Source organism: Nocardioides xinjiangensis, from assembly GCF_017916455.1.
Lineage (GTDB): Bacteria > Actinomycetota > Actinomycetes > Propionibacteriales > Nocardioidaceae > Nocardioides > Nocardioides xinjiangensis.
The window spans coordinates 65,955-91,283 of record NZ_JAFMSY010000005.1 but is presented as its reverse complement, the minus strand read 5'-3'; the positions used below and the strand labels follow the sequence as shown (position 1 = coordinate 91,283).

The following is a 25,329-nucleotide window of genomic DNA, read 5'->3' as shown; positions in this document are numbered from 1 at the left end:
CTCTCCTCAGTCCTCGAACAGCTCGCGCAGGTCGTCCGGCATCACCGGCAGCGGCTTCTCCGCGATCTCCACGCCGTCGCCGCTCGTGTCGAGCGTCAGCACGAGGTTCTTCGCGCCCCACTCCGGGTCGGGTCCCGGGAAGTCGTCGCGGGTGTGGCCGCCGCGCGACTCCTGCCGCGCCAGCGCCGCCCTGGCGATGCACTCGCTGACGAGCAGCATGTTGTGCAGGTCGAGGGCGAGGTGCCAGCCCGGGTTGTACTGGCGGTGGCCCTCCACCGCCATCGAGCCCGCGCGCTCCTTGAGCCGCTCGAGCGCCACCAACGACTGCTCGAGCTCGACCCCGGTGCGGATGATCCCCACCAGGTCGTTCATCGCCTGCTGCAGGTCCTGCTGGATCGTGTAGGGGTTCTCGGCGGCCCCCGCTGCGGCCGCCGGCTCGAACGGCGCCAGCGCGCCGGCCTGCGCCGCCCTGACGTCCGCCTCCACGACGCTCGGGCGCGGGACCGAGGCGGCGTACGCCGCCGCGGCCTCGCCGGAGCGCTTGCCGAAGACGAGCAGGTCGGACAGCGAGTTGCCACCCAGCCGGTTGGAGCCGTGCATGCCGCCGCTCACCTCGCCCGCGGCGTACAGGCCGGGCACTGCCGACTGCTGGGTGTCGGGGTCGACCTCGACGCCGCCCATCACGTAGTGGCACGTCGGGCCGATCTCCATCGGCTCCGCCGTGATGTCGACGTCGGCGAGCTCCTTGAACTGGTGGTACATCGACGGCAGCCGCTTGCGGATGTAGTCGGCGTCGCGGCGGCTGGCGATGTCGAGGTAGATGCCGCCGTGCGGTGACCCGCGACCGGCCTTGATCTCGGAGTTGATCGCGCGCGCGACCTCGTCGCGCGGCAGGAGCTCCGGCGGACGGCGATTGTTCTTCTTGTCCTCGTACCACCGGTCCGCCTCCTCCTCGGAGTCGGCGGTCTCGGAGCGGAAGTAGTCGGGGATGTAGTCGAACATGAACCGCTTGCCCTCGGAGTTGCGCAGGATGCCGCCGTCGCCGCGCACCGACTCGGTGACCAGCAGCCCCTTCACCGACGGCGGCCACACCATGCCGGTCGGGTGGAACTGCACGAACTCCATGTTGATCAGGCTCGCGCCGGCGCGCAGGGCCAGCGCGTGGCCGTCGCCGGTGTACTCCCACGAGTTGGAGGTCACCTTGAACGACTTGCCGATGCCGCCCGTGGCGAGCACGACCGCCGGGGCCTCGATGATCACGAAGCGACCGGTCTCGCGCCAGTAGCCGAACGCCCCCGCGACCCGGTCGTCCTGCTTGAGCACCTCGGTGACGGTGCACTCCATGAAGACGTCGATGCCGAGCTGCACCGCTCGCTGCTGCAGCGTGCGGATCATCTCGAGGCCGGTGCGGTCGCCGACGTGCGCGAGCCGGGCGTACCTGTGGCCGCCGAAGTCGCGCTGGCTGATCAGCCCGTCCTCGGTGCGGTCGAACAGGGCGCCCCAGTCCTCGAGCTCGAGCACCCGCTCGGGCGCCTCCTGGGCGTGCAGCTGCGCCATCCGCCAGTGGTTGAGCATCTTGCCGCCGCGCATGGTGTCGCGGAAGTGGACCTGCCAGTTGTCCTCCGGCCAGCGATTGCCCATCGCCGCCGCGATGCCGCCCTCGGCCATCACCGTGTGCGCCTTGCCGAGCAGCGACTTGCACACGATCGCGGTCTCCGCGCCCGCCTCGTGGGCGGCGATCGCGGCGCGCAGGCCCGCTCCGCCGGCGCCGACCACCACGACGTCGTACCGGTGGCGCTCGGTGCCGCCCTCGGCGTAGTAGGACATCTCGTTGCCGGTCATCGGATGCCTGGTCTGCGTCATCAGAAGAACCTCACGTCCTGGATCGTGCCGGTGGCGAGCAGGAAGATGTAGAGGTCGACGATGGCGACGGAGAACAGCGAGTACCAGGCCCACCTGCCGTGGCTCTCGTTGAGCCGCGAGACCCACGTCCACAGCCGGTAGCGCACGGGGTGCTGCGAGAAGTGCCGCAGCCGGCCGCCCACGATGTGGCGGCACGAGTGGCACGACAGGGTGTAGAGCCAGATCAGGACGACGTTGACGAGCATCAGCAGCGTGCCCAGCCCCATGTGAACCCCGCTGGTCTCGCCGTCGCCCACGGCGTACTGCGCCGGCATCGGCCGGAAGGCCAGGACCACGTCGAACGTCAGCACCGCGCCGACCAGCACGGCGGCGTACCAGAACCAGCGGTGGACGTTCTGCAGGAGGAGCGGGAAGCGGGTCTCGCCCGAGTACGAGCGGTGCGGCTCCGCGACGCCGCAGGCCGGCGGGCTCATCCAGAACGCCCGGTAGTAGGCCTTGCGGTAGTAGTAGCAGGTCATCCGGAAGCCCAGCGGGAAGACGAGGATGATCAGGGCTGCGGACAGCGGCCACCACGCGAACGGCTGCCCGAAGTCCGACGCCCCGGCGACGCAGTCGCCCAGGCACGGCGAGTAGAACGGCGAGAGGTACGGCGAGGCGTAGTAGTCGCGGCCCAGAAACGCCCGGACCGTCGCGTAGACGACGAACGCGGAGAACACCACGAAGGTCGTCAGCGGCTGGAGCCACCAACGGTCGCGCCGCAGCGTGCGCTCCTCGATGTGCGCGCGACCCGGACTGGTTACGCCGTGGTCGGTCGTTGCCATGCGTCCTCCGTGGTTCCTCCGGTGCGGGTCGCGGCGAGTCCGACTATGGCGTGCGTCACACCGCAGCGGAAGAGGGCGCGCCCGGACGAACCTCACACGCCCTCGGGGCGTGCTACGCGCGGGCCGAGATATACGGTGAAGGAGTGGCAACCCAACTCAACGCCTCCCGCCCGTCCGGTCCCACTCTGGTGAAGGGCGCGCGGGCCTCGCGCACCACCGTCGCGCTGAAGCTCGCCATGGCGGTCAGCGGCTTCCTCTTCGTGGGGTTCGTGCTCGCGCACATGTACGGCAACCTCAAGGCCTTCGGCGGGCACGACGCGTTCAACGAGTACGCGCACCACCTGCGCGAGCTGGGCGAGCCGCTGCTGCCGCACGAAGGGGCGCTGTGGATCCTCCGCCTCGGCCTCATCATCTCGCTCGTCGTGCACGTGGTCACCGGCGTCCTGCTCTGGCGTCGCGCCGCGCGGGCCCGCACCACGAAGTACGTCCAGAAGAAGAACTCCGGCGTCACCCGGGCCAGCCTGATGATGCGCTGGGGCGGCGTGACGATCCTGGTCTTCCTGGTGTGGCACCTGCTGAACTTCACGATCGGCAAGGTGAACCCCCAGGGCGGGGCCACGAACGACCCCTACAACCTGATGGTCGACACCTTCGACGTGTGGTGGATGACGGTCATCTACCTCGTCGCGATGCTGGCCCTCGGCGCCCACCTGCACCACGGCATCTGGAGCGCCGCGCAGACCCTCGGCTGGACCGGCACCGCCACCAAGCGCCGCCGTGCGAAGACCATCGGCTTCGTGACCGCGCTGGTCGTGTCGGTCGGCTACTCCCTCGTCCCGCTCGCCGTCCTCGCCGGCATCATCACCAAGTAACCCAAGGGGTCCCCCGCACATGAGCCACGACATGGACATGCCCGACACCGTCACCTCGACGGAGGCCTCGGCCACGGGCGCGATCGACGGCGACTACGACGACGCCATCGACTACTACACCCCCGGCGACCCGCTGGTCGACATGAAGGCCCCCGACGGCCCGATCTCCGAGCGGTGGCAGAACCGCAAGTTCGAGGCCCGCCTGGTCAACCCGGCCAACCGTCGCAAGCTCTCCGTCATCATTGTCGGGACCGGCCTGGCCGGCGCCTCGGCCGCGGCGACGCTGGGCGAGGCGGGCTACGTCGTCAAGACGTTCTGCTACCAGGACTCCCCGCGCCGGGCCCACTCGATCGCCGCGCAGGGCGGCATCAACGCGGCGAAGAACTACAAGGAGGACGGCGACTCCGTCCACCGCCTCTTCTACGACACCGTCAAGGGCGGCGACTACCGCTCGCGCGAGTCCAACGTCTACCGCCTGGCCGAGGTCAGCACGAACATCATCGACCAGTGCGTCGCGCAGGGCGTCCCGTTCGCCCGTGAGTACGGCGGCCTGCTCGACAACCGCTCGTTCGGCGGCGTCCAGGTGTCGCGCACCTTCTACGCCCGCGGGCAGACGGGCCAGCAGCTGCTGATCGGCGCCTACCAGGCGATGGAGCGCCAGGTGGCTGCCGGCACGGTGACGATGTACGCCCGGCACGAGATGCTCGAGCTGGTCGTCGTCGACGGCAAGGCCCGCGGCATCATCGCCCGCGACATGGTCACCGGCGCCGTGGAGACCCACCTCGCCGACGTCGTCGTCATCGCCTCCGGCGGCTACGGCAACGTGTTCTACCTGTCGACGAACGCGATGGGCTCCAACGTCACCGCCGCGTGGCGCGCCCACCGCAAGGGCGCCTACATGGCGAACCCCTGCTACACGCAGATCCACCCGACCTGCATCCCGGTCTCCGGCTCGCACCAGTCGAAGCTGACGCTGATGTCGGAGTCGCTGCGCAACGACGGCCGCATCTGGGTCCCGAAGAACCAGGCCGACTGCGACAAGGACCCGCGCGACATCCCCGAGGAGGACCGCGACTACTACCTGGAGCGCATCTACCCCTCCTTCGGCAACCTGGTGCCGCGCGACATCGCCTCGCGGGCGGCCAAGAACGTCTGCGACGAGGGTCGCGGCGTCGGTCCCGAGGTCGACGGCGTGCGCCGCGGCGTCTACCTCGACTTCGCGGACGCCATCGACCGCCTCGGCCTCGACGCGGTGAGGTCCAAGTACGGCAACCTCTTCGACATGTACGCCCGGATCACGGGCGAGGACCCCTACTCGGTGCCGATGCGGATCTACCCCGCGGTGCACTACGTCATGGGCGGGCTGTGGGTCGACTACGACCTCCAGTCGACGATCCCCGGCCTGTTCGTGACCGGCGAGGCGAACTTCTCCGACCACGGCGCCAACCGCCTCGGCGCGTCGGCGCTGATGCAGGGGCTGGCCGACGGCTACTTCGTGCTGCCCCACACGATCCGCGACTACCTCGCCGACGGCCCCTTCGAGCCGATCAGCGAGGACCACCCGGCCGTCGTGGAGGCGCGGGACTCGGTGAAGCAGCGGATCGAGCACTTCCTCACCGTGAACGGCAACCGCAGCGTGGACTCGTACCACCGCGAGCTGGGCAACATCATGTGGGAGTACTGCGGCATGGAGCGCAGCGAGGACGGCCTCAAGAAGGCGATCGACCTCATCCGCGGCCTGCGCGACGACTTCTACCGCAACGTCAAGGTGCTCGGCACGTCCGAGTCCCTCAACCAGTCGCTGGAGAAGGCCGGCCGCGTGGCCGACTTCTTCGAGCTCGGCGAGCTCATGTGCATCGACGCCCTCAACCGGCGCGAGTCCTGCGGCGGCCACTTCCGCGCCGAGTCGCAGACCGAGGACGGCGAGGCGCTGCGCCACGACGAGGAGTTCGCCTACGTCGCGGCATGGGAGTGGGCCGGCCTCGACGAGAAGCCGATCCTGCACAAGGAAGACCTGGTCTACACCGCCATCGAGATGAAGCAGCGGAGCTACAAGTGAACCTGACCCTGAAGATCTGGCGCCAGCCGGACGCCGCGTCCAAGGGCGCGATGCACACCTACGAGCTGGCCGACGTCTCGCCCGACATGTCGTTCCTCGAGATGCTCGACGTGCTCAACGAGCAGCTCAACGACCGGGGCGAGGAGCCGATCGCGTTCGACTCCGACTGTCGCGAGGGCATCTGCGGCACGTGCGGGCTGATGATCAACGGCTACGCGCACGGCCCCGAGGTCACCACGACCTGCCAGCTGCACATGCGGTCCTTCAAGGACGGCGAGACGATCACCATCGAGCCGTGGCGCTCCGACGCCTTCCCGGTCGTCAAGGACCTGGTAGTCGACCGCGGCGCGCTCGACCGCATCGTCCAGGCCGGCGGCTACGTCTCGGTCAACACCGGCTCCGCCCCCGAGGCGCACTCGGTGCCCGTGCCGAAGGACGACGCCGACCGCGCTTTCAACGTCGCCACCTGCATCCAGTGCGGCGCCTGCGTCGCGGCGTGCCCCAACGGCTCGGCCTCGCTGTTCATGGGCGCCAAGGTGACCCACCTCGGCCTGCTCCCCCAGGGCCAGCCCGAGCGCGACGAGCGCGTGGTCAACATGGTCGCGCAGCACGACCACGAGGGCTTCGGTGGCTGCACCAACATCGGTTCCTGCACCGCCGCCTGCCCCAAGGAGATCCCGCTCGACGTGATCTCGCAGCTCAACAAGGACCTGCGCACGGCGATCCGCCACGGTCACTGAGCCGACGTACGACGAACGAGGGCCGGGGTGCTTTCCCCGGCCCTCGTCGCGTCTCCGGGGTCCGTCGGCTTCCGGGCCGGTCGCTCGCCCGGGGGTCGGTGCCCCGGCGGTGGGTGCCGCGGCGGTGCGTGACGCAGGTTTTCGAGCGCCAGAACCTGCCCCACGCACCGCTCCTCCCCCGGTCGCTGCCCCGGCGGTGCGTGAGACAGGTTTCCGCGCGCCAGAACCTGCCCCACGCACCGCTCCGCGCCCGGCGCCGCCCCGGCGGTGCGTGACACAGCTTTCCGAGCGCCAGGACCTGCCCCACACACCGCTCCTCCCCCGGTCGCTGCCCCGGCGGTGCGTGAGACACCTTTCCGAGCGCCAGGACCTGCCCCACACACCGCTCCTCCCCCGGTCGCTGCCCCGGCGGTGCGTGAGACAGGTTTCCGCGCGCCAGGACCTGTGCCGCGCACCGCTCCTCCCGCGGTCGCTGCCCCGGCGGTGCGTGAGACACCTTTCCGAGCGCCAGAACCTGCCCCACGCGCCGCTCCTCCCCCGGTCGCTGCCCCGGCGGTGCGTGAGACACCTTTCCGAGCGCCAGAACCTGCCCCACGCACCGCCCCTCCCTCGGTCGCTGCCCCGGCGGTGCGTGAGACACCTTTCCGAGCGCCAGAACCTGTGCCACGCACCGCTACCGCGGCGTACGCGGTCGCGCGCCGGTCGCCAACGGTCGGAACAGCGCCTCCCAGGCTGCGCCGAAGTCCGGCGGCGGCCCCGCGTAGCCGCGTCCGACCAGGGTGCGATGGATCGTCCGGACGACAGACCTCGGCGAACGCAGCCGCTCCCTGGTGACCAGCTCGTACGCCACCCCGTGCCGGCGGTAGGCGGCGTACCGGTCGATGTCGGCGTTGTACTGAGCCCGGTCCTCCTGGTGCCGGCTGCCCTCGTACTCCACAGCGACCCGCCAGGAGCCGAACCACTGGTCGGGTGTCACCTCGACACCGGGCGCCAGCTCGATCGCACGGTTGACGTCGGGAGTGGGGAGGGCGGCAGCCACGACGTACGCCAGCAGCTCCGCTTCGGGGAGCGAGCGGCACCGGTCGTCGAGGAAGGGCAGGACGTACGACGTCTCGGCGACGCCGCGTCGCCAACTCTCCTCGACGAGGAGCCGGTCGAGCAGGTCGAGGTCGAGCAACCCGAGCCGGAGCAGCTCGCACCCGACAGCGATGGCGTCGATCATCCGAGCCTCGGCGCACCAGGCCAGGAGTGCCGCCTCCGGAGCCACGCTCGTGCCGTCGTTCGGTGGCGCCTTCACCGTCCGGTGCAGGAAGACGTCGTGCAGCGTGAGGTGGAGATCGCCCTCCACGACGAAGTGGAGCGGCGCCCGCGGACCGACGTCGATCCCGAGCTCCTGGATGCGGGTGATGCCCGTGGTGAGCGCCTCCACCGGCAGGGCGAGTCGGGCGGCGGCGATCCGGTCCTCGAACGACGGCTGGTGGTCGACGTGGCAGTAGACCGCTTCGTGCAGGCGGCGGAACCGGCGACCCTGCAGGACGCCGCGCGTGAGGCCGCCGGCGAGCGCCTCGGAGCGATGAAAGGGGCGAGCGCGAAAGTCGTCGGGGATCTCGAGCACGCCGCCATGAGGCCACGGGTCGCGGTCGCGGACCCAGCCCTCCGTTGCGGCCCTGTGGACGACCCCCAGCGGGATCGTGCTGTGCACGGCTGCGGGCCAGCCTCCGCCACCTCGAGCGGTGTGTGACGCAGCTTTTCGCGGCCGAAAGACGTGCACCAGGCACCGCTCGACCGCGGACCCCCAACGGGGCGGTGTGTGACGCAGCTTTTCGCGGCCGAGAACCTGCACCACGCACCGCTCGACCGCGGACCGCCACCCCGGCGGTGCGTGAGACAGCTTTCGAGCGCGCAGCACCTGCCCCATTCACCGCTCGACCGCGGACCGCCACCCCGGCGGTGGGTGATGCAGCTTCTTGCGCCCGAGAACCTGCACCACGCACCGCTCGACGGCGGACCGCCACCCCAGCGGTGCGTGAGACAGCTTCCGAGAGCGCAGAACATGCGCCACGCACCGCCCGAGGGACGGTCAGGGGCGGCGCCGGCGTACGAGCGCCACCAGCCCCAGCATCGCCCCCGCGCCGGCGGCGAAGGCCGCCCTCGGCGAGGCGGACGGGGACGCGGCGGATCCCGACGACGGCTGGCGTACGCCGGCGGCCGCGGCCGCGAGGTCGATCTGCGGGCCCTCGGGCATCTGGTCGGCGACCATCCGCGCCTCCCGGGCCGCGCGGGCCTCGGGCGAGGTGTGCGCGAAGGCGGCGGAGTAGACCACGACGCGGGAGAAGTAGTTGATCCAGACGACGAGGATCAGGGCGATCCCGAAGGCCTGGACGGCCGGCTGCTCGCGCGTGCCCTGCAGCAGGAACGTCGACAGCTGCTTCAGCAGCTCGAACGCCACGGCGCCGAGCACGGCGCCGGACCACAGGGAGCGGCTCGGCACGTCGGGGGCGGCCAGCACCTTGAAGAACGAGAAGAAGAGCACGGTGCTGGCGGCGAGGCCGAGCGCCAGCGCCAGCAGCCACAGCAGCGGCTCCGCGCCCAGGCCCAGCCCCAGCGCGTCGAGGATCGGGGTGGCCACCTTCGTGGCGACACCCGACACCGCCACGCTGACGATGAGCACCGACCCGAGGGTCATCAGCGCCAGCAGGTCACGCACCTTGCCGACGACGAAGCTCGGCTGCTCGCGCTCCGGCTCCTCGAAGACGGCGACGATCGCGGTGCGCATCCCGGACAGCCAGCCGAGCCCGGAGTAGAGGGCCACCAGGATGCCGACGCTGAGGATGCCGGGCGCGTTGTCCTGGAACGTCGACAGCGGGAGCTGGCCCTCTCCGTTGCCGATGATGCCGGGGAGCACGTCGTTGATCGCCGTCACGAGGTCCTCGTCGGCGTTGGGGTAGGCCCGCGAGACGTACCCGATGACGGCGAAGGACAGCGCCAGGAGCGGGAAGAACGAGAGGAACGCGAAGTACGTCACCGCGGCGGCGAGGGCGCTGCCGTTGACGTCGCCGTAGTGCTCGACCATCCGCACCACGTGGTCGATGAACGGCCGGCGCTCGCGCACGCGCGCCAGCCGGGTCTTGGCTGCGGAGACGACGGACACCGCTCAGCCCAGCTCGTACCGGTGGGTGGGCCGCCAGCCGGCGTGCTCGTCGTGGACGTAGAGGCTGAAGGAGCCGACGGTGAAACGGCACTCGAAGTCGGCGAGCTCCTCGAAGGCCCGGTCCAGCGTGCGGTCGTCGAGGTGGTGCGCGATGGTCACGTGCGGGTGGTAGGGGAAGTGCAGGTCGACCGCGAGCGGCCCCCGGCGCACCGCGCCCGCCAGCATCTCGCAGGAGGAGATCCCCTCCGCCACGGTGACGAACACGACCGGCGAGACCGGGCGGAACGTGCCGGTGCCGCGGAGGTGGATGTCGAACGGCGCCACGGTGCTGGCGGCCTCGGCGAGGTGCGCCGTCACCTCGTCGAGGTCGTCGGAGACCTCGGTGGGCGGGATCAGCGTGATGTGGGTGGGGATCTGCGCCGCCGTGGCGTCCCCGATCCCGGTGCGGTAGTCCTGGAGCTCGCTCGCCCACGGCTCGGGGATCGCGATGGCCACGCCGATGGTCGGCACGTCACCGGTCCCGGGCAGCCGCGGGCAGGAAGCCGACGCGGTCGTAGACGTCGCCCAGCGTCGCCGCCGCCACGGCACCCGCGCGCTCCGCTCCCTGCGCCAGGATCCGCTCGAGCTCGGTGCGGTCGTCGAGGAGCTCGCGCGTGCGCTCGCGCAGTGGCGTCAGGGTCTGGAGGACGACCTCGGCCACCTCGGACTTGAGGTCGCCGTAGCCGCGGCCCTCGAACGCCGAGACGAGGGCCTCGACCTTCTCCCCCGACAGGGCCGAGTGGATGGTGAGCAGGTTGCTCACGCCCGGCTTGGCCTCCCGGTCGAAGCGGATCTCGGTCTCGGAGTCGGTCACCGCGGACCGGAACTTCTTGGTGAGCACCTGCGGCTCGTCGAGCACCCACACGCAGCCCTGGCCGCCGATCGACTTCGACATCTGCTTCTCGGGGATCTGCAGGTCGTAGATCTTGGCCGTCGACTCGAGGATGTAGGGCTCCGGCGGCCGGAACGTCTTCTTGTACCGGTGGTTGAACCGGTTGGCGAGGTCGCGGGTGAGCTCCAGGTGCTGGCGCTGGTCCTCGCCGACGGGGACGTACTGCGGCCGGTAGAGCAGGATGTCGGCGGCCTGGAGGATCGGGTAGGTGAACAGCCCGACGCTCGCGGCGCCCTCACCGGCCTTGGCGGACTTGTCCTTGAACTGCGTCATCCGCCGGGCCTCGCCGAAGCCGGTGAGGCACTGCAGCACCCAGCCGGCCTGCGTGTGCGCGGGGACCTGGCTCTGCACGAAGATCGTGGCGCGGGCCGGGTCGACGCCCGCGGCGACGAGCTGGGCCACCGACACGAGCGTCCGCTCCCGCAGCACCTTGGGGTCCTGCTCCACGGTGATCGAGTGGAGGTCGGCGATGAAGTAGAACGGCTCGAACTCCTCCTGCAGCGCCACCCACTGACGCAGCGCACCGAGGTAGTTCCCGAGATGGAACGAGTCCGCCGTCGGCTGGATGCCGGAGAGGACCCGCGGACGCGTGGCGGGCGTGGTCGACATGCGGCCCAGTCTCTCACCGCCCCCGCCCGCTGCTCGACGGGGTCCGGGGGGAGCGGTGCGACCGGTAGGCGGGCCAGCCCCTCAGACGACCCAGCCGACGTTCTCGGCGACGAGGTCCGCCGCGGGGTAGATCCCGCGCAGCTCCTGGCGGCGCTCCAGCAGGCTCACCACGTCGGCGACGTTGCGGTCGGCCAACTGCCGGCGACGCTCCATCTCGGCCGCGATCTTGTTCTCGTCCACCATGACTCCCCCTCCGGAAGATTGCGGGTGGCTGGTCCACCCGTCATGGATTGGATCGTTACAAACGCGCGCTACACAAGAGTTCCGCCCGTGTTAACTCCACGCAACATGCACGGAAATCACTGGCACGTCACGACCGCTCGCCCGCGCCCGAGACGGATCCGGACGGCCGCTCCCGGTGGGGAACGGCGCCGGGGTCAGGCCGTGGCGTCCTGCTCGCGGACGTGCAGCCGCGCGGAGACCAGCAGGACGGCCACGCCTGCCAGCGACAGCGCCAGGCCCACCAGCGCGGGGGCGCGCAGGCCCCAGCCGGCGGCGATCACGAGGCCGCCGAGCCAGGCGCCGAGGGCGTTGGCGATGTTGAGCGAGGCGTGGTTCAACGCGGCACCGAGGGTCTGGGCGTCGCCTGCGACGTCCATCAGGCGCAGCTGCAGGTTGACCACGAGGACCGACCCCAGGGTGGTCACGAGGAACACCACCGGCAGCGCGGCCCACCCGTGCGGCGCGGTGAGCCAGAAGGCCAGCATCGTGGCAGCCATGCCGGTGCCGCCGATGATCAGCGAGCGGAAGATCGACCAGTCGGCCATGATCCCGGCCAGCCAGGTGCCGGCGACCATGCCGAGCCCGAACGACAGCAGGAAGACGGCCACGGACCGCTCCCCCAGCCCGCCCACGTCGGTGACGACCGGGGCGATGTAGGTGTAGACGGCGAACATCCCGCCGAAGCCGATCGCGCCGGCCAGCAGCGTCAGCCACACCTGCGGGAGCCGGAAGGCGGCGAGCTCGCGGCGGCCGCTCGCCTCGCCGTCGCCTGCGACGGAGGGGACGAACCAGGCCACCAGCGCGAGCGTCAGCAACGCGAGCCCGGACGCCGTCCAGAACGCCGCACGCCAGCCGAGCTCCTGGCCCAGCACGGTCGCGGCCGGCACGCCGATCACGTTGGCCACGGACAGCCCGAGCATCACCTGCGAGACCGCGCGGCCCTTGCGCGAGGGCCGCGCCATGCTGGCCGCGACGAGCGAGGCCACGCCGAAGTACGCCCCGTGCGGCAGGCCGGCGGCGAAGCGCGCCACCATGAGCTGCTCGTACGACGTGGCGAGCGCGCTCAGCCCGTTGCCGGCGGCGAAGGCCGCCATCAGCGCGACGAGGAGCGCCCGGCGCGGCAGGCGGGCACCGAGGAACGCCAGCACGGGTGCGCCGACCACCACGCCCACGGCGTACGCCGAGATCACGTGGCCGCCCGTGGGGATGGAGACGTTGACACCCGCCGAGATCTGCGGCAGCAGGCCCATCGTCACGAACTCGGTGGTGCCGATCGCGAAGCCGCCCATCGCGAGGGCGAGGACCGCGAGGGCGAAGTGCCGGGCGGTGACCGACGGGACGTCGAGGTCGGGGACGGGCGGGGCGGGGGTCTCGGCAGTCGTGGTCATCACCTCCCGCAAGGGCCGGCGGGACCGGTTTTGTTCCCGTGGGACCCGGCGGTCGCCCCGTTCGTGGCCGAGATCACGCGGCCGCGGCGGCGGCGGGCGAGCCGGCGCGTCGGCGTTCCCACAGGTGCAGGCCGAGGTCCACGACGGTCTTCGAGCCGAGCAGGAGCAGCACCGGGGCCAGCTCCTCGAGTCCGCTCGGGGCGTCGGCGGAGCCCACGGAGCGCAGGGTGAGCCCGAATCCCACGATGATGGCGACGTGCAGCACGAGCATCCGCGGGTAGGGCTGCCACATCGCCGTGGCGGGCGAGACACGCCAGCGCTCGCCGCCGTCGAACCAGTTGAGCCAGAGCGAGCCGAGGTGGCTGAGCGCCAGCGCGAGGCCTGCGAGCACCCACGTCGCCGGGTGCAGCTCGCCGCCGGCGAGGAACGCCAGCGCGAAGGCGAACACCCCGTGGACGAGGGTGAAGATGCCGTAGTGGAAGGCGAAGAAGGACGCCAGCGCGCCCGGACGTGACGCGTCCACCGGCTTGCCGTTGACGGTCATCCGGACCCGGCTCGCCGCACCGGGGCCGCGCGCGGTGCGCACCTTGACGATGGTGATGACCCAGTAGGCGAGGTTCTCGATCCAGTAGGTGACGAACACGTCGCCGACGGACATGTGACCGGCCCGCACCGCCCACAGCGGGGACAGGTTGCCGGCGACCAGGGAGAGCGAGGAGAGCAGGGGCGCGCGCGGCAGCCCCTGCTCTCCCGTGACCATGTGCGTGCGGTCGGCCGTGCTCAGGCCAGCGAGGCGATCGCCTCGTTGAAGGTGGCCGAGGGGCGCATCACCGCAGTGGCCTTCTCCGGGTCGGGCCGGAAGTAGCCGCCGATGTCCGCCGGCTTGCCCTGGACCGCGAGCAGCTCGTCGACGATCCTCTGCTCGTTGTCGCGGAGCGTGGTCGCGAGCGCGGAGAAGGCGTCGGCGAGGTCGGTGTCGTCGGTCTGCTTCGCCAGCTCCTCGGCCCAGTAGAGGGCGAGGTAGAAGTGCGAGCCGCGGTTGTCGATCGTGCCGAGCTTGCGCCCGGGCGAGCGGTCCTCGTTGAGGAAGGTCTCGGTCGCCTTGTCGAGGGTGTCGCCGAGGATCTTCGCGCGGGCGTTGTCGGCGTAGCCGGCGAGGTGCTCGAGCGAGGCGGCGAGCGCGAAGAACTCGCCGAGGCTGTCCCAGCGCAGGTAGTCCTCCTTGACCAGCTGCTGGACGTGCTTGGGCGCCGAGCCGCCGGCGCCGGTCTCGAAGAGGCCGCCGCCGTTCATCAGCGGGACGATGGAGAGCATCTTCGCGCTGGTGCCGAGCTCGAGGATCGGAAAGAGGTCGGTGTTGTAGTCGCGCAGCACGTTGCCGGTGACCGAGATCGTGTCCTCGCCCCGGCGGATCCGCTCGAGGGAGTACGTCGTGGCCGCCGCGGGCGCCATGATGTCGATTTCGAGGCCGTCGGTGTCGTGGTCGGCGAGGTACTCGCGCACCTTGGCGATGAGGTTGGCGTCGTGGGCGCGGGTCTCGTCGAGCCAGAACACGGCGGGCGTCGCGCTGGCGCGGGCGCGGGTGACGGCGAGCTTGACCCAGTCGCGGATCGAGGCGTCCTTGGTCTGGCAGGCGCGCCAGATGTCGCCGGCCTCGACCTCGTGGGACATGAGCACCTCGCCCGCGCCGTTGCGGACCTCGACGCGGCCCGCGGCCGGGATCTCGAACGTCTTGTCGTGCGAGCCGTACTCCTCGGCCGCCTTGGCCATCAGGCCGACGTTGGGCACCGAGCCCATGGTGGCGGGGTCGAGGGCGCCGTGGGTCCGGCAGTCGTCGATCACGGCCTGGTAGACGCCGGCGTAGGAGGAGTCGGGGATGACCGCGAGGGTGTCCTGCTGCTCGCCGTCGGCGTTCCACATCTGTCCCGACGTGCGGATCATCGCCGGCATCGAGGCGTCGATGATGACGTCGGAGGGCACGTGGAGGTTGGTGATGCCGCGGTCGGAGTCGACCATCGCAAGCGCCGGGCCCTCGGCCAGGCCCTTGTCGAAGGCCGCCTTGATCTCGGCGCCGTTGTCGAGCGAGTCGAGGCCGGCCAGGATGGCACCGAGCCCGTCGTTGGCGGAGAGGCCGGCAGCGGCCAGCTCCTCGCCGTACTGCGCGAAGACGTCGGCGAAGTAGGCGCGCACCACGTGGCCGAAGATGATCGGGTCGGAGACCTTCATCATCGTGGCCTTGAGGTGCGCGGAGAACAGCACGCCGTCGGCCTTGGCCCGGGCGACCTGGGCCTCGAGGAACTCGTCGAGACGCGCGGCACTCATGAAGGTGGCGTCGACCACCTCGCCGGCCAGCACCTGCAGGGCGTCCTTGAGCACCGTCTCCTGGCCGTCGGCACCGACGTGCACGATCGACAGGGCGTCGTCGTCGGGGACGACGACCGACTGCTCGTTGCTGCGGAAGTCGTCGTGACCCATGGTCGCCACCGACGTCTTCGAGTCGCTGCTCCACGCGCCCATCGAGTGCGGGTGGGACCGGGCGTAGTTCTTGACCGACGCGGGCGCGCGCCGGTCGGAGTTGCCCTCGCGGAGCACCGGGTTGACCGCGGAGCCCTTGACCTTGTCGTAGCGGGCGCGGACGTCGCGCTCCTCGTCGGTCTGCGGGTTCTCCGGGTAGGCGGGCAGGTCGTAGCCCTGCGACCGCAGCTCGGCGATCGTGGCCTTGAGCTGCGGGATCGAGGCGGAGATGTTGGGCAGCTTGATGATGTTGGCCTCGGGCCGGGTGGCGAGCTCGCCGAGCTCGGCGAGGTCGTCGGAGATCCGCTGCTCGTCGGTGAGGCGGTCGGGGAACTGCGCGATCACGCGACCGGCGAGCGAGATGTCGCGCGTCTCGACGTCCACACCCGCGGTCCTCGCGTAGGCGGCGATGATCGGGAGGAACGAGTACGTCGCGAGCAGCGGCGCCTCGTCGGTGTGGGTGTAGATGATCTTGGCCATGGGTACGACAGCTCCTGTAGATCGTGATCTGATCCTGGGCAAACCTCTTGACGTCAAGATACCTGACGCAGGACCGGGTGGCGACTTCACTACCCTCGCACCCCTGCAACCACGCCGCTAGAGTCGCCGTGGTCGCCGGGCGCGACCACTGACTCCGAGGGGGAATCGCGATGAGCACCGTCGACGACACACCGACCACCGCGCAGAAGTTCACGGCAGAGACGCTCGGCACCTTCGTGCTGGTGTTCTTCGGCTGCGGCGCCTTCTTGATGAGCGGTGGCGACTACGTCGCGACGGGCCTCACCTTCGGACTCACGGTCGTGGTCATGGCGTACGCCGTCGGGCGCATCTCGGGCGGCCACTTCAACCCCGCCGTGACGCTGGGCGCCGTGCTGGGCGGCCGCCTGCCCTGGAACCAGGTCGGCATCTACATGGCGGCCCAGCTGCTGGGCGGCCTCCTCGCCGGCGGTGCGCTGTTCGGGCTCAACCACGGCTTCGAGGGCTTCAACGCCGAGGGCCGCATGGGCCAGAACTCCTTCGGGGACACCGGCTCGGGCTACGCGTGGTGGGCCGCGCTCCTGCTCGAGATGCTGCTGACGGCGATCTTCCTCTGGGTCATCCTGGCCGTGACCGACGGGCGCAACGAGGTCAACGTCGCGCTCGGTCCGCTCGCCATCGGCCTGGCGCTGGCGATGATCCACTTCGCCTCGATGAGCGCGACCGGCACCTCCGTCAACCCCGCCCGCTCCATCGGCGTGGGGGTCTACGCCGGCACCGACGCGATCGTCCAGCTCTGGCTCTTCGTGGTCGCGCCGCTCGTGGGCGCGGCGATCGCGGGGCTCACCTACCCGATCCTCTTCGGCCAGGGCGCCGAGCCGGTCGCCGGCTCGGGGCTCAACTTCGGCGGCGGCCGGAAGAACCAGTACGTCCCGGGCAACTACGAGGCCCAGTGGAACCAGGGCCAGCAGGGCGGCTGGGGCCAGCCCGGCGCCGCGTGGGGTGCACCCCCGCAGCAGCAGTGGGGCCAGCCCGCGCAGCAGCCCGACCCGACCTACGGGCCGCCGCAGCCGGCGCCGCAGTCCACGCCGCAGCCCACGCCGCAGTCCGCGCCGCAGTGGGGGCAGCCCGCCCCGCAGCAGCAGCCCGCCCAGCCCGGCCAGTGGGGCGCCCCGCCGCAGCAGCCGGCCCAGCCGGGCCACCCCGGGCAGCAGAGCGCGCCCGGCCACTGGGGCAACCCCGACGGCGACGACGACGGCCGCACCCAGGTGCGCCGCCCCGACTGACCCGGGGTCAGTCCCTCAGTCCCTCAGCGCAGCGGTCCAGCCGGCCGTGAGGTCCTCGACGCTCACGAGGCCGACCCCCTTCTCGTAGACGGTGCGGGTCGCGGCGCCGGCCCCGTCGTCCGTCCCGCCGTCGTCCGTCCCGTCGTCCGTCCCGTCGTCGGGCGCGCCGGTCTCCGCGACCCGCGCCTGCACCAGGTCGCGGCTGCGCTGCTCGATCGTGGTGCTCGCGCGGGGCAGCCCGGGCACGTCGTACGTCAGCCAGCCGTCGCCGAGCCGGGGGTCCGCCGGCATCGCGAGCCCGGCCTGGGCACCGCCCTGGCCCGCGCGCCAGCTGACTTCTCCCCCCGGGCGGTCGGCGTCGACGCCGACCAGCCAGACGTTGCCGTCCTCGTCCTGGGCGTAGTAGCGGGTCGCCGTCTCTCGTGCGCCCTCGATGTCCGTCGTCGTCGTGACTCCCGTGGCGGCCAGCCCGGCGACCGCCGTCGTGCCGTCGAGCACCGCGGCCTCGATCGAGCCGACCCTCCGGCCGGCGTCGACCGCGTCGTAGGTCCACTCCGCGCCCGGCTCGAGCGCGAGCCACGGGTTGTCGACGACCTCGACGAAGTCGCCCGCATCGATCGTCGGCGTGGGGATCACCAGTCCGTTGATGCCCGGCGAGTCGTACGGCGCCGGCTGCCCGATCCCCGCGCAGCCCGACAGCGTTCCGGCCAGCGCCGCCACCAGCGACGCGGCGACGGCCGCCGACCCGCGGGCGCGGCGTACGGCTCGCAGCGCCCTCGTCATGGGCGCCAGCATGCCAGCCGCCCCCCGCTGCTAGCGTCAGCGGGACAGACGTCCCGCCTCCCGCACACTCACGAGGAGAACCACCGTGACCTCCGAACCCCTCAAGGTCGCCGTCACCGGCGCTGCCGGCCAGATCGGCTACAGCCTGCTCTTCCGCCTCGCCAGCGGCGCGCTCGCCGGGGACCGCCCGATCGAGCTGCGGCTGCTCGAGATCGAGCCCGCCCTCAAGGCGCTCGAGGGCGTCGTGATGGAGCTCGACGACTGCGCGTTCCCCGGTCTCGCCGGCGTCGAGATCGGCTCGGACGCCGAGAAGATCTTCGACGGCGTCAACCTGGCCCTGCTCGTCGGTGCGCGCCCGCGCGGACCCGGCATGGAGCGCGGTGACCTGCTCTCGGCCAACGGCGCCATCTTCACCGCGCAGGGCAAGGCGCTCAACGCGGTCGCGGCCGACGACGTACGCATCGGCGTCACGGGCAACCCGGCCAACACCAACGCCCTCATCGCCATGAGCAACGCGCCCGACATCCCGCGCGAGCGGTTCTCCGCGCTGACCCGCCTCGACCACAACCGGGCGATCTCGCAGCTCGCCGCCAAGACCGGCGCCAAGGTCAGCGACATCAAGAAGATGACGATCTGGGGCAACCACTCGGCCACCCAGTACCCCGACCTGTTCCACGCCGAGGTCAACGGCCAGAACGCCGCCGAGCTCGTCGACGACCAGGCGTGGCTCGAGAACGAGTTCATCCCCACCGTCGCCAAGCGGGGCGCGGCGATCATCGACGCCCGAGGATCCTCCTCGGCCGCCTCGGCCGCCTCCGCGACGATCGACGCCGCCCGCGACTGGCTCTTCGGCTCCCCCGCCGACGACTGGGTCTCGATGGCCGTGGTCTCCAACGGCGAGTACGGCGTGCCGGAGGGCCTCGTCTCGTCCTTCCCGGTCACCACCTCCGGGGGCGACTGGTCCATCGTCGAGGGCCTGGAGATCAACGACTTCTCGCGCGGCCGGATCGACGCCTCCACCGCCGAGCTGGCCGACGAGCGCAACGCGGTCACCGAGCTCGGCCTGATCTGACGCGCTCAGCCCCTCTCTCAGCCCGGAGCGGTGCGTGAGGCAGGTTCTGCACCTCGGAAACCTGCACCACGCACCGCTCGCGCGTCCGGGGCGTCCGCAGCCGCGCAGCGGTGCGTGAGGCAGGTTCTGCACCCCGAGTACGTGCACCACGCACCGCTCGCGCGTCCGGGGGCGGCCTCAGCCCCCGCAGCGGTGCGTGAGGCAGGTTCTGCACCCCGGAAACCTGCACCACGCACCGCTCGTGCGTTGAAGGGAGTCCTCAGCCCCCACAGCGGTGCGTGAGGCAGGTTCCGCACCTCCAGAACCTGCACCACGCACCGCTCGCGCGTCCGGCGGCCGCCCTCAGAAGCCGGGCTGGTCCGGGATCGACCCGGCCAGGAAGATCAGCGCCCCGCCGAGGACCAGCAGCACCAGCGCGTCGAGCACCTTGTGGCGTACGGCGAGCATGCCGGCGTCGCGTCGGCGCAGCACGAGGCGGACGACGGCCGCCCCGATCAGCGCCCCGCCCATGAGCCGGATGCCGGTGCGCCACTCGTCGAGCGCCACGATCACCATGGCGACCGCGACGACGCCGAGGACGACGAGGTAGAACGCGCCCCCGATGGTGGACGGGTAGCGGCGGGGCTCCTCGGGGTCGACCGGCTCCGCCGAGACGGGCGGGACCGACTCCGGCGGCTCGATGTGTCCGCCGCGGTCGGCGCTGTCGGGTTCGCCCATCGTCAGGACCGGACGGACTCGGCGATCTCGACGATGTTGGTCAGCAGCATCGCGCGCGTCATCGGACCCACGCCCCGGGGGTTGGGCGAGACCCAGCCGGCCACCTCCCACACGTCGGGGTGGACGTCGCCGGTGACCTTGCCGTCGACGCGGGAGACGCCGACGTCGAGCACGGCAGCGCCGGGCTTGACCATGTCGGCCGTGATGATCCCCGGCACTCCGGCGGCAGCGACGACGATGTCGGCCCTGCGCACGTGGGCAGCGAGGTCGCGGGTGCCGGTGTGGCACAGCGTGACCGTGGCGTTCTCCGAGCGACGGGTGAGCAGCAGGCCCAGCGGGCGGCCCACGGTGATGCCGCGACCGACCACCACGACCTCGGCACCGGCGATCTCCACGCCGTGGCGGCGCAGCAGCTCGATCGAGCCGACCGGCGTGCACGGCAGGGGGCCGGGCTCGCCGAGGACCAGCTTGCCGAGGTTGACCGGGTGCAGGCCGTCGACGTCCTTGTCGGGGCGCACGCGCGAGAGCAGCGCGAACTCGTCGAGACCGGTCGGCTGCTGGACGATGAACCCGGTGCACGAGTCGTCGTCGTTGAGCTCGTCGATGACCGCCTCGACCTCGGCCTGGGTCGCCGTGGCGGGCAGGTCCCGCCGGATCGAGGTGATGCCGATCTCGGCGCAGTCCTTGTGCTTGGCGCCGACGTACCAGTGCGAGCCCGGGTCGTCGCCCACGAGCACCGTGCCGAGCCCGGGCGTGACTCCCCTGGACCGGAGCGCGGCCACCCGCTCGGCGAGCTCGGCCTTGATGGTCGACAGGGTGGCGGCGCCGTCGAGGGTCTGTGCGGTCACGGGCGTCATCCTAGGGAGGCCGGCCATCAGTGGAAGAAGTGCCGTGCGCCGGTCAGGTACATCGTCACCCCGGCCGCCTCGCAGGCGGCGACGACCTCGGCGTCACGCACCGAGCCGCCCGGCTGGACGATGGCCTTGACGCCGGCGTCGATGAGGATCTGCGGACCGTCGGCGAAGGGGAAGAACGCGTCGGACGCGGCGACGGCCGACGCCGCCCGCTCCCCCGCACGCTCCACCGCGAGGCGGCACGAGTCGACGCGGTTGACCTGTCCCATGCCGACGCCGACCGAGGCCCCGCCTGCGGCCAGGAGGATCGCGTTGGACTTCACCGCACGGCACGCGCGCCACGCGAAGGCGAGGTCGGCGAGCACCTCCTCCGAGGCGGCCTCACCGGTGGCGAGGGTCCACGAGGCGGGGTCGTCGCCCTCGGCGGACAGCACGTCGCGCTGCTGCAGCAGCAGCCCGCCCGAGATCGCGCGGGTCTCGGCGCCGCCCCGGGCCAGCGGCGGGCACTCCAGGATCCGGATGTTCTTCTTGGCCTGCAGCGCCTCGATGGCGCCGTCCTCGTAGCCGGGCGCCACGATGACCTCGGTGAAGATCTCGGCCACCTGCTCGGCCATCGCCACCGAGACCGGGACGTTGGTCGCGATGACGCCGCCGAAGGCGCTGACCGGGTCGCACTCGTGCGCCTTGCGGTGCGCCACTGCGACGGGGTCGGGCACGTCGTCGGCGCAGACCGCGATGCCGCACGGGTTCGCGTGCTTGATGATGGCGACCGCCGGCTCGTCGAAGTCGTACGCCGCCCGGCGGGCCGCGTCGGCGTCGACGTAGTTGTTGTAGGACATCTCCTTGCCGTGGTGCTGCGTCGCCTGGGCGAGGCCGGGACCACCGGGGAGGTAGCCGTTGGAGTAGAGGGCCGCGGACTGGTGCGGGTTCTCGCCGTAGCGCAGCACCGCCTGCTGGTCCCACGTCGCGCCCATCCAGGCGGGGAAGCCGGTGCCGTCGCTGGTGTCGGTGAGCACGTTGCCCATCCAGGAGGCGACGTGGACGTCGTAGGTCGCGGTGTGCACGAACGCCTCGGCGGCGAGCCGCTGCCGCTGCGCCAGCGTGAAGCCGCCGGCGGCCGCAGCGGCGAGCACGGCGTCGTACGCCGCGGGCGAGGTGACGATCGCGACGCTCGGGTGGTTCTTGGCCGCGGCCCGCACCATCGACGGACCACCGATGTCGATCTGCTCCACGCACTCGTCCGGGCTCGCGCCGGAGGCGACGGTCTGCGTGAACGGGTAGAGGTTGCTGACGACGAGGTCGAACGGCTCCACGCCGAGCTCCTCGAGCTGGGCGACGTGGGAGTCCAGGCGGCGGTCGGCGAGGATCCCGGCGTGCACGCGCGGGTGGAGCGTCTTGACCCGGCCGTCGAGGCACTCGGGGAAGCCGGTGAGGTCCTCGACCCGCGTCACGGGCAGGCCCAGCGACGCGATCAGCGCGGCCGAGCCACCGGTCGAGACGAGCTCGACGCCGGCGTCGTGGAGGCCGCGGACCAGGTCGTCGAGGCCGGTCTTGTCGTAGACGGACACCAGGGCGCGGCGGATCGGGATGCGGCGCTCGGGGGCGTCGTTGGAAGCGTGGTCGGACACGGGACTCCTCGGTCGGTTCGAGTCGGGGCACCCAGGCGTTCGATGCTCCCGCGCGTCACTCCCCGGTGGTGGCCCACCTGCGCCAGTCGTGTGCGCGCAGCCTACCGACGACCGCCGCCGATGCGAACCCGGCGGCCCTCCACGGCGATGCCCTCGCGGGCGATGCGGCCGACCGCGTCGACGAGCATCGCGCGCTCGGCGGTCTTGATGCGCTCGTGGAGGGACGCCACGTCGTCGTCCTCGGCCACCTCGACAGGCACCTGGGCCACGATCGGCCCGGTGTCGACGCCCGCGTCGACCACGAAGAGGGTCGCCCCGGTCACCCTGACCCCGTAGTCGAGCGCGTCGCGGGGGCCGTGCATGCCGGGGAACGCCGGGCAGAGCGCCGGGTGGGTGTTGAGGGTGAGGAACCGGTCGAGGAACTCCTGCGACAGCAGCTTCATGAACCCTGCCGAGACCACCAGGTCGGGCTCGAACCGCTCCACGACGGTCGTCAGCGCGGCGTCCCAGCCCTCGCGGGTCTCGAAGTCCGACAGCTTGCGGACGAAGGTGGGCACGCCGGCCCGCTCGGCGCGCGCGAGGCCCTCGATGTCCTCGCGGTCGGCGCCGACCGCGACCACGCGGGCGCCGTACGCCGGGTCGGCGGACGCGTCGAGCAGGGCCTGGAGGTTGGTGCCGGACCCCGAGACGAGGACGACGAGGCGGGCGGGCTGGCTCACGCCGGGAGTCTAGGGCGAGCGAGCCCTCAGGCGCGGTGCGAGGGCCCGCTGCGCGCCGACCGGTCCTGCGCCGACGGGTCCCGCGCCGACCCGTCCCGCGCCGACCGGTCCCGCGCCAGGCGGCCGGCGACGAGCGCGGCGATCCCGGTGGTGACGGGGACCGCGGCGATGATGCCGAGCCCGCCGACGAGGCCGCGCACGACCTCCTGCGCCACCACCTCCTGGCTGACCGCGATCCCGAACGGCAGCGAGAGCGCGGAGAAGACGAGCATCAGCGGCAGCGTCGCTCCGACGTACGCCAGGACGAGGGTGTTGACGGTCGACGCGACGTGCGAGCGCCCGATGCGCATCGCCCGGACGAAGAGCGACCGCGCGCTCGCGTCGGGGTCGACGTCGGCGAGCTCCCACACGGCCCAGGTCTGGGTGACCGTGACGTCGTCGAGCACCCCCAGCGCCCCGATCACCAGGCCGGCGAGCAGCAGGCCGCGGAGGTCGACCTGCGCGGCGATGCCGGAGATGTACTGGCTGCCCTCGTCGACCAGGCCGGTGAAGTGGCCGACCCGCGTGAAGACCCAGCCGATGCCACCGATCACCACGAGGGCCACCAGCGTGCCGAGCATCGCGACGGTGGAGCGCAGGTCGAAGCCGTGGGACAGGTAGAGCGTCACGAGCATGATCGCTGCGGCGGTGGTCACCGCGACCGCCAGCGGCGGCGAGCCCTCCATGATCGCGGGGAGGGTGAAGACGGCGATCAGGACGAGGGAGTACGCCAGGCTGGCGAGGGCGCCGATGCCGCGCCAGCGCGACAGCGCGAGGACGCCGACGGCGAAGAGGATCGTCAGCGTGAGCAGCGGCGGGCCCCGGTCGAAGTCCTGGAAGGCGTACTGCTGCCCCTCCGGCGCCTGCTCGGTGAACGACACGATGATCCGGTCCCCCGGCACGACCTCGGGCGCCGTGTCGCCGTAGGGCAGCAGCGCCTCCGCCTCGGCCGGGGCGCCCGGCCCGCTGAGCAGCTCCACCCGGGCGAGCTCGCACCCGTCCACGTCGACGTCCTGCGGGCAGCCGACGATCTCCTGGACCCGGGCGGTGCCGCGCTCGACGTCGACCCCCGGGCCGCTGATCTCGAGGTCGCCGTCGGGCCACAGCGCGAGGAGGCCGACGAGGGTCGCGAGCACCAGCGGGGCGAGCAGCAGGCCCACCAGCACCCGCAGCCGCCGTGGCGCGGGTCCGAGTGAGGACCGTTCGCCGTGGCCGTGACCAGCTCCCACCCGTCAGTCCCCTGCCGCGTCGGTGCGGGGCCGAGCCGCGCGCCACAGGAGGAGGGACACCACCGAAGCCCCCAGGAGGGCGCCGACGCCGCACGCGGTGACGGCGTGCACGAGCACGTCGCGGGTGAACGGCCCGACGAACCGCATCCGGCCCGGACCGGCGGCGCCACCGGAGACCGAGGCGAGCACCGCCAGCGCCACGCCCGCGACCAGGCCGCCCCCGCACCCGGCCAGGGCGATCTGCTCCCAGGTGAGGAGCCGGTGGCGCAGCACCCGGAAGGCCACGACGGCCGCCACGAGCGGCGGCAGCGCCATCAGGACGCCGGTCCAGCCGGCCGGGGTGCCTGCGGCGGGAAGGGCGGCGAGGAGCGGGACGACCGGCAGCGGCCCGAGGACCACCGCACCGGGCGAGACGAGGGTGGCGCCACCGACCGCAAAGCCCGGCCCCAGCAGCCACGAGGCCGCGAAGAGCGCCGCGTTGGGGAGGAAGGCGGCGTTGACGAGCGCGTAGAGGGCGGCTTCGGAGGGGCTCGGGTGCAGGCGCGAGGTCATCGTGGCCGCCTCGTCGAAGGACGCCACCAGCGCCACGAGGAACAGCACGGCGGAGACGGCGAGCAGCCGCGACAGCACGGCGCCCGCCACGGCGGCGCCGGCCCGGACGGTCGCGGGCGCGAACGACGTCCAGATGGCGGCGCGCCCGGAGCCGACGGCGATCGCCGGCGCGGCCACGGACGCCGTCAGCAGGAAGGTCCAGGCGAGCACGCGCGGCACGGACGGGGCGGCACTGCTGCCGGCGGCCAGGGCGGCCACGACGACGGCCACCACGGCGTACCCGGCGAAGAACAGGGTGATCGCGGTCGGCACCGTGAGGTCGCGCTCGCCGTCGGAGATCCGGTCGGCGTCGGGGCCGTGGCCGGAGACCGCGTCACCGACGCGGTGCCCGAGCCGCCACATCGACCAGGCGGCGAGCGCGGTGACGCCGAGCGGGACGATCGTGATCCGGGCCCCGAGCACGGTGACGCCGGAGCCGTGACCGGCCAGCCAGGCCAGCGCAGCGACCCGCATCCCGTCGCGGGGCGCGCCGTGCACGCCGGCGTCCGAGGCGAACCACCCGATCACGCCGACCGCGAGCAGCACCACGAGCGGTCCCAGCGCGGCGAGCACCCCACCGAGCGTGGCGACCAGCACCAGCGGTCGCTGCCGGGCAGCATCGGCCCGCGCGTGGTCGGGACGGGTGAGCAGCGACGTCATGGCCTTCCCATCCTCCCCCGGGCGCCCGGGCAGATCGTGCTCCC

General features: G+C 72.0%; 22 protein-coding genes and 1 riboswitch. Of the genes, 5 read left to right on the top strand and 17 right to left on the bottom strand.

Annotated elements, in window-relative coordinates; all coding sequences use genetic code 11:
- Positions 1 to 6 precede the first annotated feature (6 nt).
- Together J3P38_RS16730 and J3P38_RS16725 are read right to left on the bottom strand one after the other, a co-directional pair.
- Positions 7 to 1,863 carry a fumarate reductase/succinate dehydrogenase flavoprotein subunit gene (locus J3P38_RS16730; protein WP_246856402.1) on the bottom strand — a complete coding sequence of 619 codons (1,857 nt, stop codon included), beginning with the start codon at positions 1,861 to 1,863 and terminating at the stop codon, positions 7 to 9.
- Positions 1,863 to 2,684 (bottom strand): hypothetical protein, encoded by an 822-nt coding sequence (locus J3P38_RS16725; RefSeq protein WP_210504436.1) that lies wholly within the window; start codon positions 2,682 to 2,684, stop codon positions 1,863 to 1,865. Before J3P38_RS16725 ends, J3P38_RS16730 begins: the two co-directional genes overlap by 1 nt.
- 143 nt (positions 2,685 to 2,827) lie before the next feature.
- Here J3P38_RS16725 and J3P38_RS16720 point away from each other — a divergent pair, with 143 nt between their 5' ends.
- Genes J3P38_RS16720 through J3P38_RS16710 form a run of 3 tightly spaced genes read left to right on the top strand, consistent with a single transcriptional unit; the run spans position 2,828 to position 6,355 of the window.
- Positions 2,828 to 3,556: a succinate dehydrogenase cytochrome b subunit gene (locus tag J3P38_RS16720; RefSeq protein ID WP_307807970.1), complete on the top strand. Its 729-nt coding sequence runs from the start codon at positions 2,828 to 2,830 to the stop codon at positions 3,554 to 3,556.
- 19 nt (positions 3,557 to 3,575) lie between these two features.
- Positions 3,576 to 5,615, top strand: coding sequence for a fumarate reductase/succinate dehydrogenase flavoprotein subunit (locus J3P38_RS16715; RefSeq protein WP_374222519.1), 2,040 nt, complete (start codon positions 3,576 to 3,578; stop codon positions 5,613 to 5,615).
- A complete protein-coding gene (locus tag J3P38_RS16710; protein WP_210504435.1) occupies positions 5,612 to 6,355 on the top strand; it encodes a succinate dehydrogenase/fumarate reductase iron-sulfur subunit in 744 nt (247 codons plus the stop codon). The genes J3P38_RS16715 and J3P38_RS16710 overlap by 4 nt, the downstream gene beginning before the upstream one ends.
- 673 nt (positions 6,356 to 7,028) lie before the next feature.
- Here the strand turns inward: J3P38_RS16710 and J3P38_RS16705 are convergent.
- The 8 genes from J3P38_RS16705 to J3P38_RS16670 all read right to left on the bottom strand — a co-directional run bounded on the left by J3P38_RS16705 (position 7,029) and on the right by J3P38_RS16670 (position 15,710).
- Entirely contained in the window at positions 7,029 to 8,057 is a 1,029-nt protein-coding gene (locus J3P38_RS16705; RefSeq protein ID WP_210504434.1) for a hypothetical protein, read from the bottom strand.
- A 378-nt stretch (positions 8,058 to 8,435) separates the two neighbouring features.
- Positions 8,436 to 9,506, bottom strand: coding sequence for a YihY/virulence factor BrkB family protein (locus tag J3P38_RS16700; protein ID WP_307807969.1), 1,071 nt, complete (start codon positions 9,504 to 9,506; stop codon positions 8,436 to 8,438).
- 3 nt (positions 9,507 to 9,509) lie between these two features.
- Positions 9,510 to 10,016, bottom strand: a complete 507-nt coding sequence (locus J3P38_RS16695; protein WP_210504433.1) for a 2'-5' RNA ligase family protein — start codon at positions 10,014 to 10,016, stop codon at positions 9,510 to 9,512.
- Between the two features lies 1 nt (position 10,017).
- On the bottom strand, positions 10,018 to 11,046 hold the full coding sequence (gene trpS, locus J3P38_RS16690) for a tryptophan--tRNA ligase (protein WP_210440113.1): 1,029 nt from the start codon (positions 11,044 to 11,046) through the stop codon (positions 10,018 to 10,020).
- Between the two features lie 81 nt (positions 11,047 to 11,127).
- Positions 11,128 to 11,289, bottom strand: a complete 162-nt coding sequence (locus tag J3P38_RS16685; RefSeq protein WP_210440112.1) for a hypothetical protein — start codon at positions 11,287 to 11,289, stop codon at positions 11,128 to 11,130.
- A 194-nt stretch (positions 11,290 to 11,483) separates the two neighbouring features.
- Positions 11,484 to 12,716, bottom strand: a complete 1,233-nt coding sequence (locus J3P38_RS16680; protein WP_210440110.1) for an MFS transporter — start codon at positions 12,714 to 12,716, stop codon at positions 11,484 to 11,486.
- A gap of 73 nt (positions 12,717 to 12,789) precedes the next feature.
- On the bottom strand, positions 12,790 to 13,476 hold the full coding sequence (locus J3P38_RS16675) for a DUF6498-containing protein (RefSeq protein WP_210440108.1): 687 nt from the start codon (positions 13,474 to 13,476) through the stop codon (positions 12,790 to 12,792).
- 20 nt (positions 13,477 to 13,496) lie between these two features.
- Positions 13,497 to 15,710: an NADP-dependent isocitrate dehydrogenase gene (locus tag J3P38_RS16670; protein WP_210440107.1), complete on the bottom strand. Its 2,214-nt coding sequence runs from the start codon at positions 15,708 to 15,710 to the stop codon at positions 13,497 to 13,499.
- A gap of 170 nt (positions 15,711 to 15,880) precedes the next feature.
- Between J3P38_RS16670 and J3P38_RS16665 the strand changes: the two genes are divergently transcribed.
- Positions 15,881 to 16,993 (top strand): aquaporin, encoded by a 1,113-nt coding sequence (locus J3P38_RS16665; protein ID WP_210440105.1) that lies wholly within the window; start codon positions 15,881 to 15,883, stop codon positions 16,991 to 16,993.
- A gap of 15 nt (positions 16,994 to 17,008) precedes the next feature.
- On the opposite strand, the gene J3P38_RS16660 is transcribed toward J3P38_RS16665, so the two are convergent.
- Positions 17,009 to 17,776, bottom strand: coding sequence for a DUF952 domain-containing protein (locus J3P38_RS16660; RefSeq protein WP_210504432.1), 768 nt, complete (start codon positions 17,774 to 17,776; stop codon positions 17,009 to 17,011).
- Positions 17,777 to 17,861: 85 nt separating this feature from the next.
- Here J3P38_RS16660 and J3P38_RS16655 point away from each other — a divergent pair, with 85 nt between their 5' ends.
- Positions 17,862 to 18,848, top strand: coding sequence for a malate dehydrogenase (locus J3P38_RS16655; RefSeq protein WP_210440101.1), 987 nt, complete (start codon positions 17,862 to 17,864; stop codon positions 18,846 to 18,848).
- 342 nt (positions 18,849 to 19,190) lie between these two features.
- Here J3P38_RS16655 and J3P38_RS16650 read toward each other — a convergent pair whose 3' ends face one another.
- The 6 genes from J3P38_RS16650 to J3P38_RS16625 form a co-directional block, all read right to left on the bottom strand.
- Entirely contained in the window at positions 19,191 to 19,565 is a 375-nt protein-coding gene (locus tag J3P38_RS16650) for a DUF3017 domain-containing protein (RefSeq protein WP_210504431.1), read from the bottom strand.
- Between the two features lie 2 nt (positions 19,566 to 19,567).
- Positions 19,568 to 20,413 (bottom strand): bifunctional methylenetetrahydrofolate dehydrogenase/methenyltetrahydrofolate cyclohydrolase, encoded by an 846-nt coding sequence (locus J3P38_RS16645; protein ID WP_210504430.1) that lies wholly within the window; start codon positions 20,411 to 20,413, stop codon positions 19,568 to 19,570.
- A 26-nt stretch (positions 20,414 to 20,439) separates the two neighbouring features.
- Positions 20,440 to 22,047, bottom strand: a complete 1,608-nt coding sequence (gene purH / locus J3P38_RS16640; RefSeq protein ID WP_210504429.1) for a bifunctional phosphoribosylaminoimidazolecarboxamide formyltransferase/IMP cyclohydrolase — start codon at positions 22,045 to 22,047, stop codon at positions 20,440 to 20,442.
- Positions 22,048 to 22,069: 22 nt separating this feature from the next.
- A riboswitch (ZMP/ZTP riboswitch) is annotated at positions 22,070 to 22,146 on the bottom strand.
- 2 nt (positions 22,147 to 22,148) lie between these two features.
- Positions 22,149 to 22,766: a phosphoribosylglycinamide formyltransferase gene (gene purN / locus J3P38_RS16635; protein ID WP_210440093.1), complete on the bottom strand. Its 618-nt coding sequence runs from the start codon at positions 22,764 to 22,766 to the stop codon at positions 22,149 to 22,151.
- Between the two features lie 26 nt (positions 22,767 to 22,792).
- On the bottom strand, positions 22,793 to 24,034 hold the full coding sequence (locus J3P38_RS17960; RefSeq protein WP_210504428.1) for a YibE/F family protein: 1,242 nt from the start codon (positions 24,032 to 24,034) through the stop codon (positions 22,793 to 22,795).
- Between the two features lie 3 nt (positions 24,035 to 24,037).
- The gene (locus J3P38_RS16625) at positions 24,038 to 25,285 is read right to left on the bottom strand and encodes a cell division protein PerM (protein ID WP_210504427.1); all 1,248 of its coding nucleotides are present in this window, start codon (positions 25,283 to 25,285) and stop codon (positions 24,038 to 24,040) included.
- Between the last annotated feature and the right edge of the window lie 44 nt (positions 25,286 to 25,329).

Excerpts from the sequence above, each read along its gene's own strand:
- J3P38_RS16730 (WP_246856402.1), bottom strand. The coding sequence starts at position 1,863 with ATGACGCAGACCAGGCATCCGATGACCGGCAACGAGATGTCCTACTAC.
- J3P38_RS16725 (WP_210504436.1), bottom strand. The coding sequence starts at position 2,684 with ATGGCAACGACCGACCACGGCGTAACCAGTCCGGGTCGCGCGCACATC.
- J3P38_RS16715 (WP_374222519.1), top strand. The coding sequence starts at position 3,576 with ATGAGCCACGACATGGACATGCCCGACACCGTCACCTCGACGGAGGCC.
- trpS (WP_210440113.1), bottom strand. The coding sequence starts at position 11,046 with ATGTCGACCACGCCCGCCACGCGTCCGCGGGTCCTCTCCGGCATCCAG.
- J3P38_RS16685 (WP_210440112.1), bottom strand. The coding sequence starts at position 11,289 with ATGGTGGACGAGAACAAGATCGCGGCCGAGATGGAGCGTCGCCGGCAG.
- J3P38_RS16680 (WP_210440110.1), bottom strand. The coding sequence starts at position 12,716 with ATGACCACGACTGCCGAGACCCCCGCCCCGCCCGTCCCCGACCTCGAC.
- J3P38_RS16675 (WP_210440108.1), bottom strand. The coding sequence starts at position 13,476 with ATGGTCACGGGAGAGCAGGGGCTGCCGCGCGCGCCCCTGCTCTCCTCG.
- J3P38_RS16670 (WP_210440107.1), bottom strand. The coding sequence starts at position 15,710 with ATGGCCAAGATCATCTACACCCACACCGACGAGGCGCCGCTGCTCGCG.
- J3P38_RS16665 (WP_210440105.1), top strand. The coding sequence starts at position 15,881 with ATGAGCACCGTCGACGACACACCGACCACCGCGCAGAAGTTCACGGCA.
- J3P38_RS16660 (WP_210504432.1), bottom strand. The coding sequence starts at position 17,776 with ATGACGAGGGCGCTGCGAGCCGTACGCCGCGCCCGCGGGTCGGCGGCC.
- J3P38_RS16650 (WP_210504431.1), bottom strand. The coding sequence starts at position 19,565 with ATGGGCGAACCCGACAGCGCCGACCGCGGCGGACACATCGAGCCGCCG.
- J3P38_RS16625 (WP_210504427.1), bottom strand. The coding sequence starts at position 25,285 with ATGACGTCGCTGCTCACCCGTCCCGACCACGCGCGGGCCGATGCTGCC.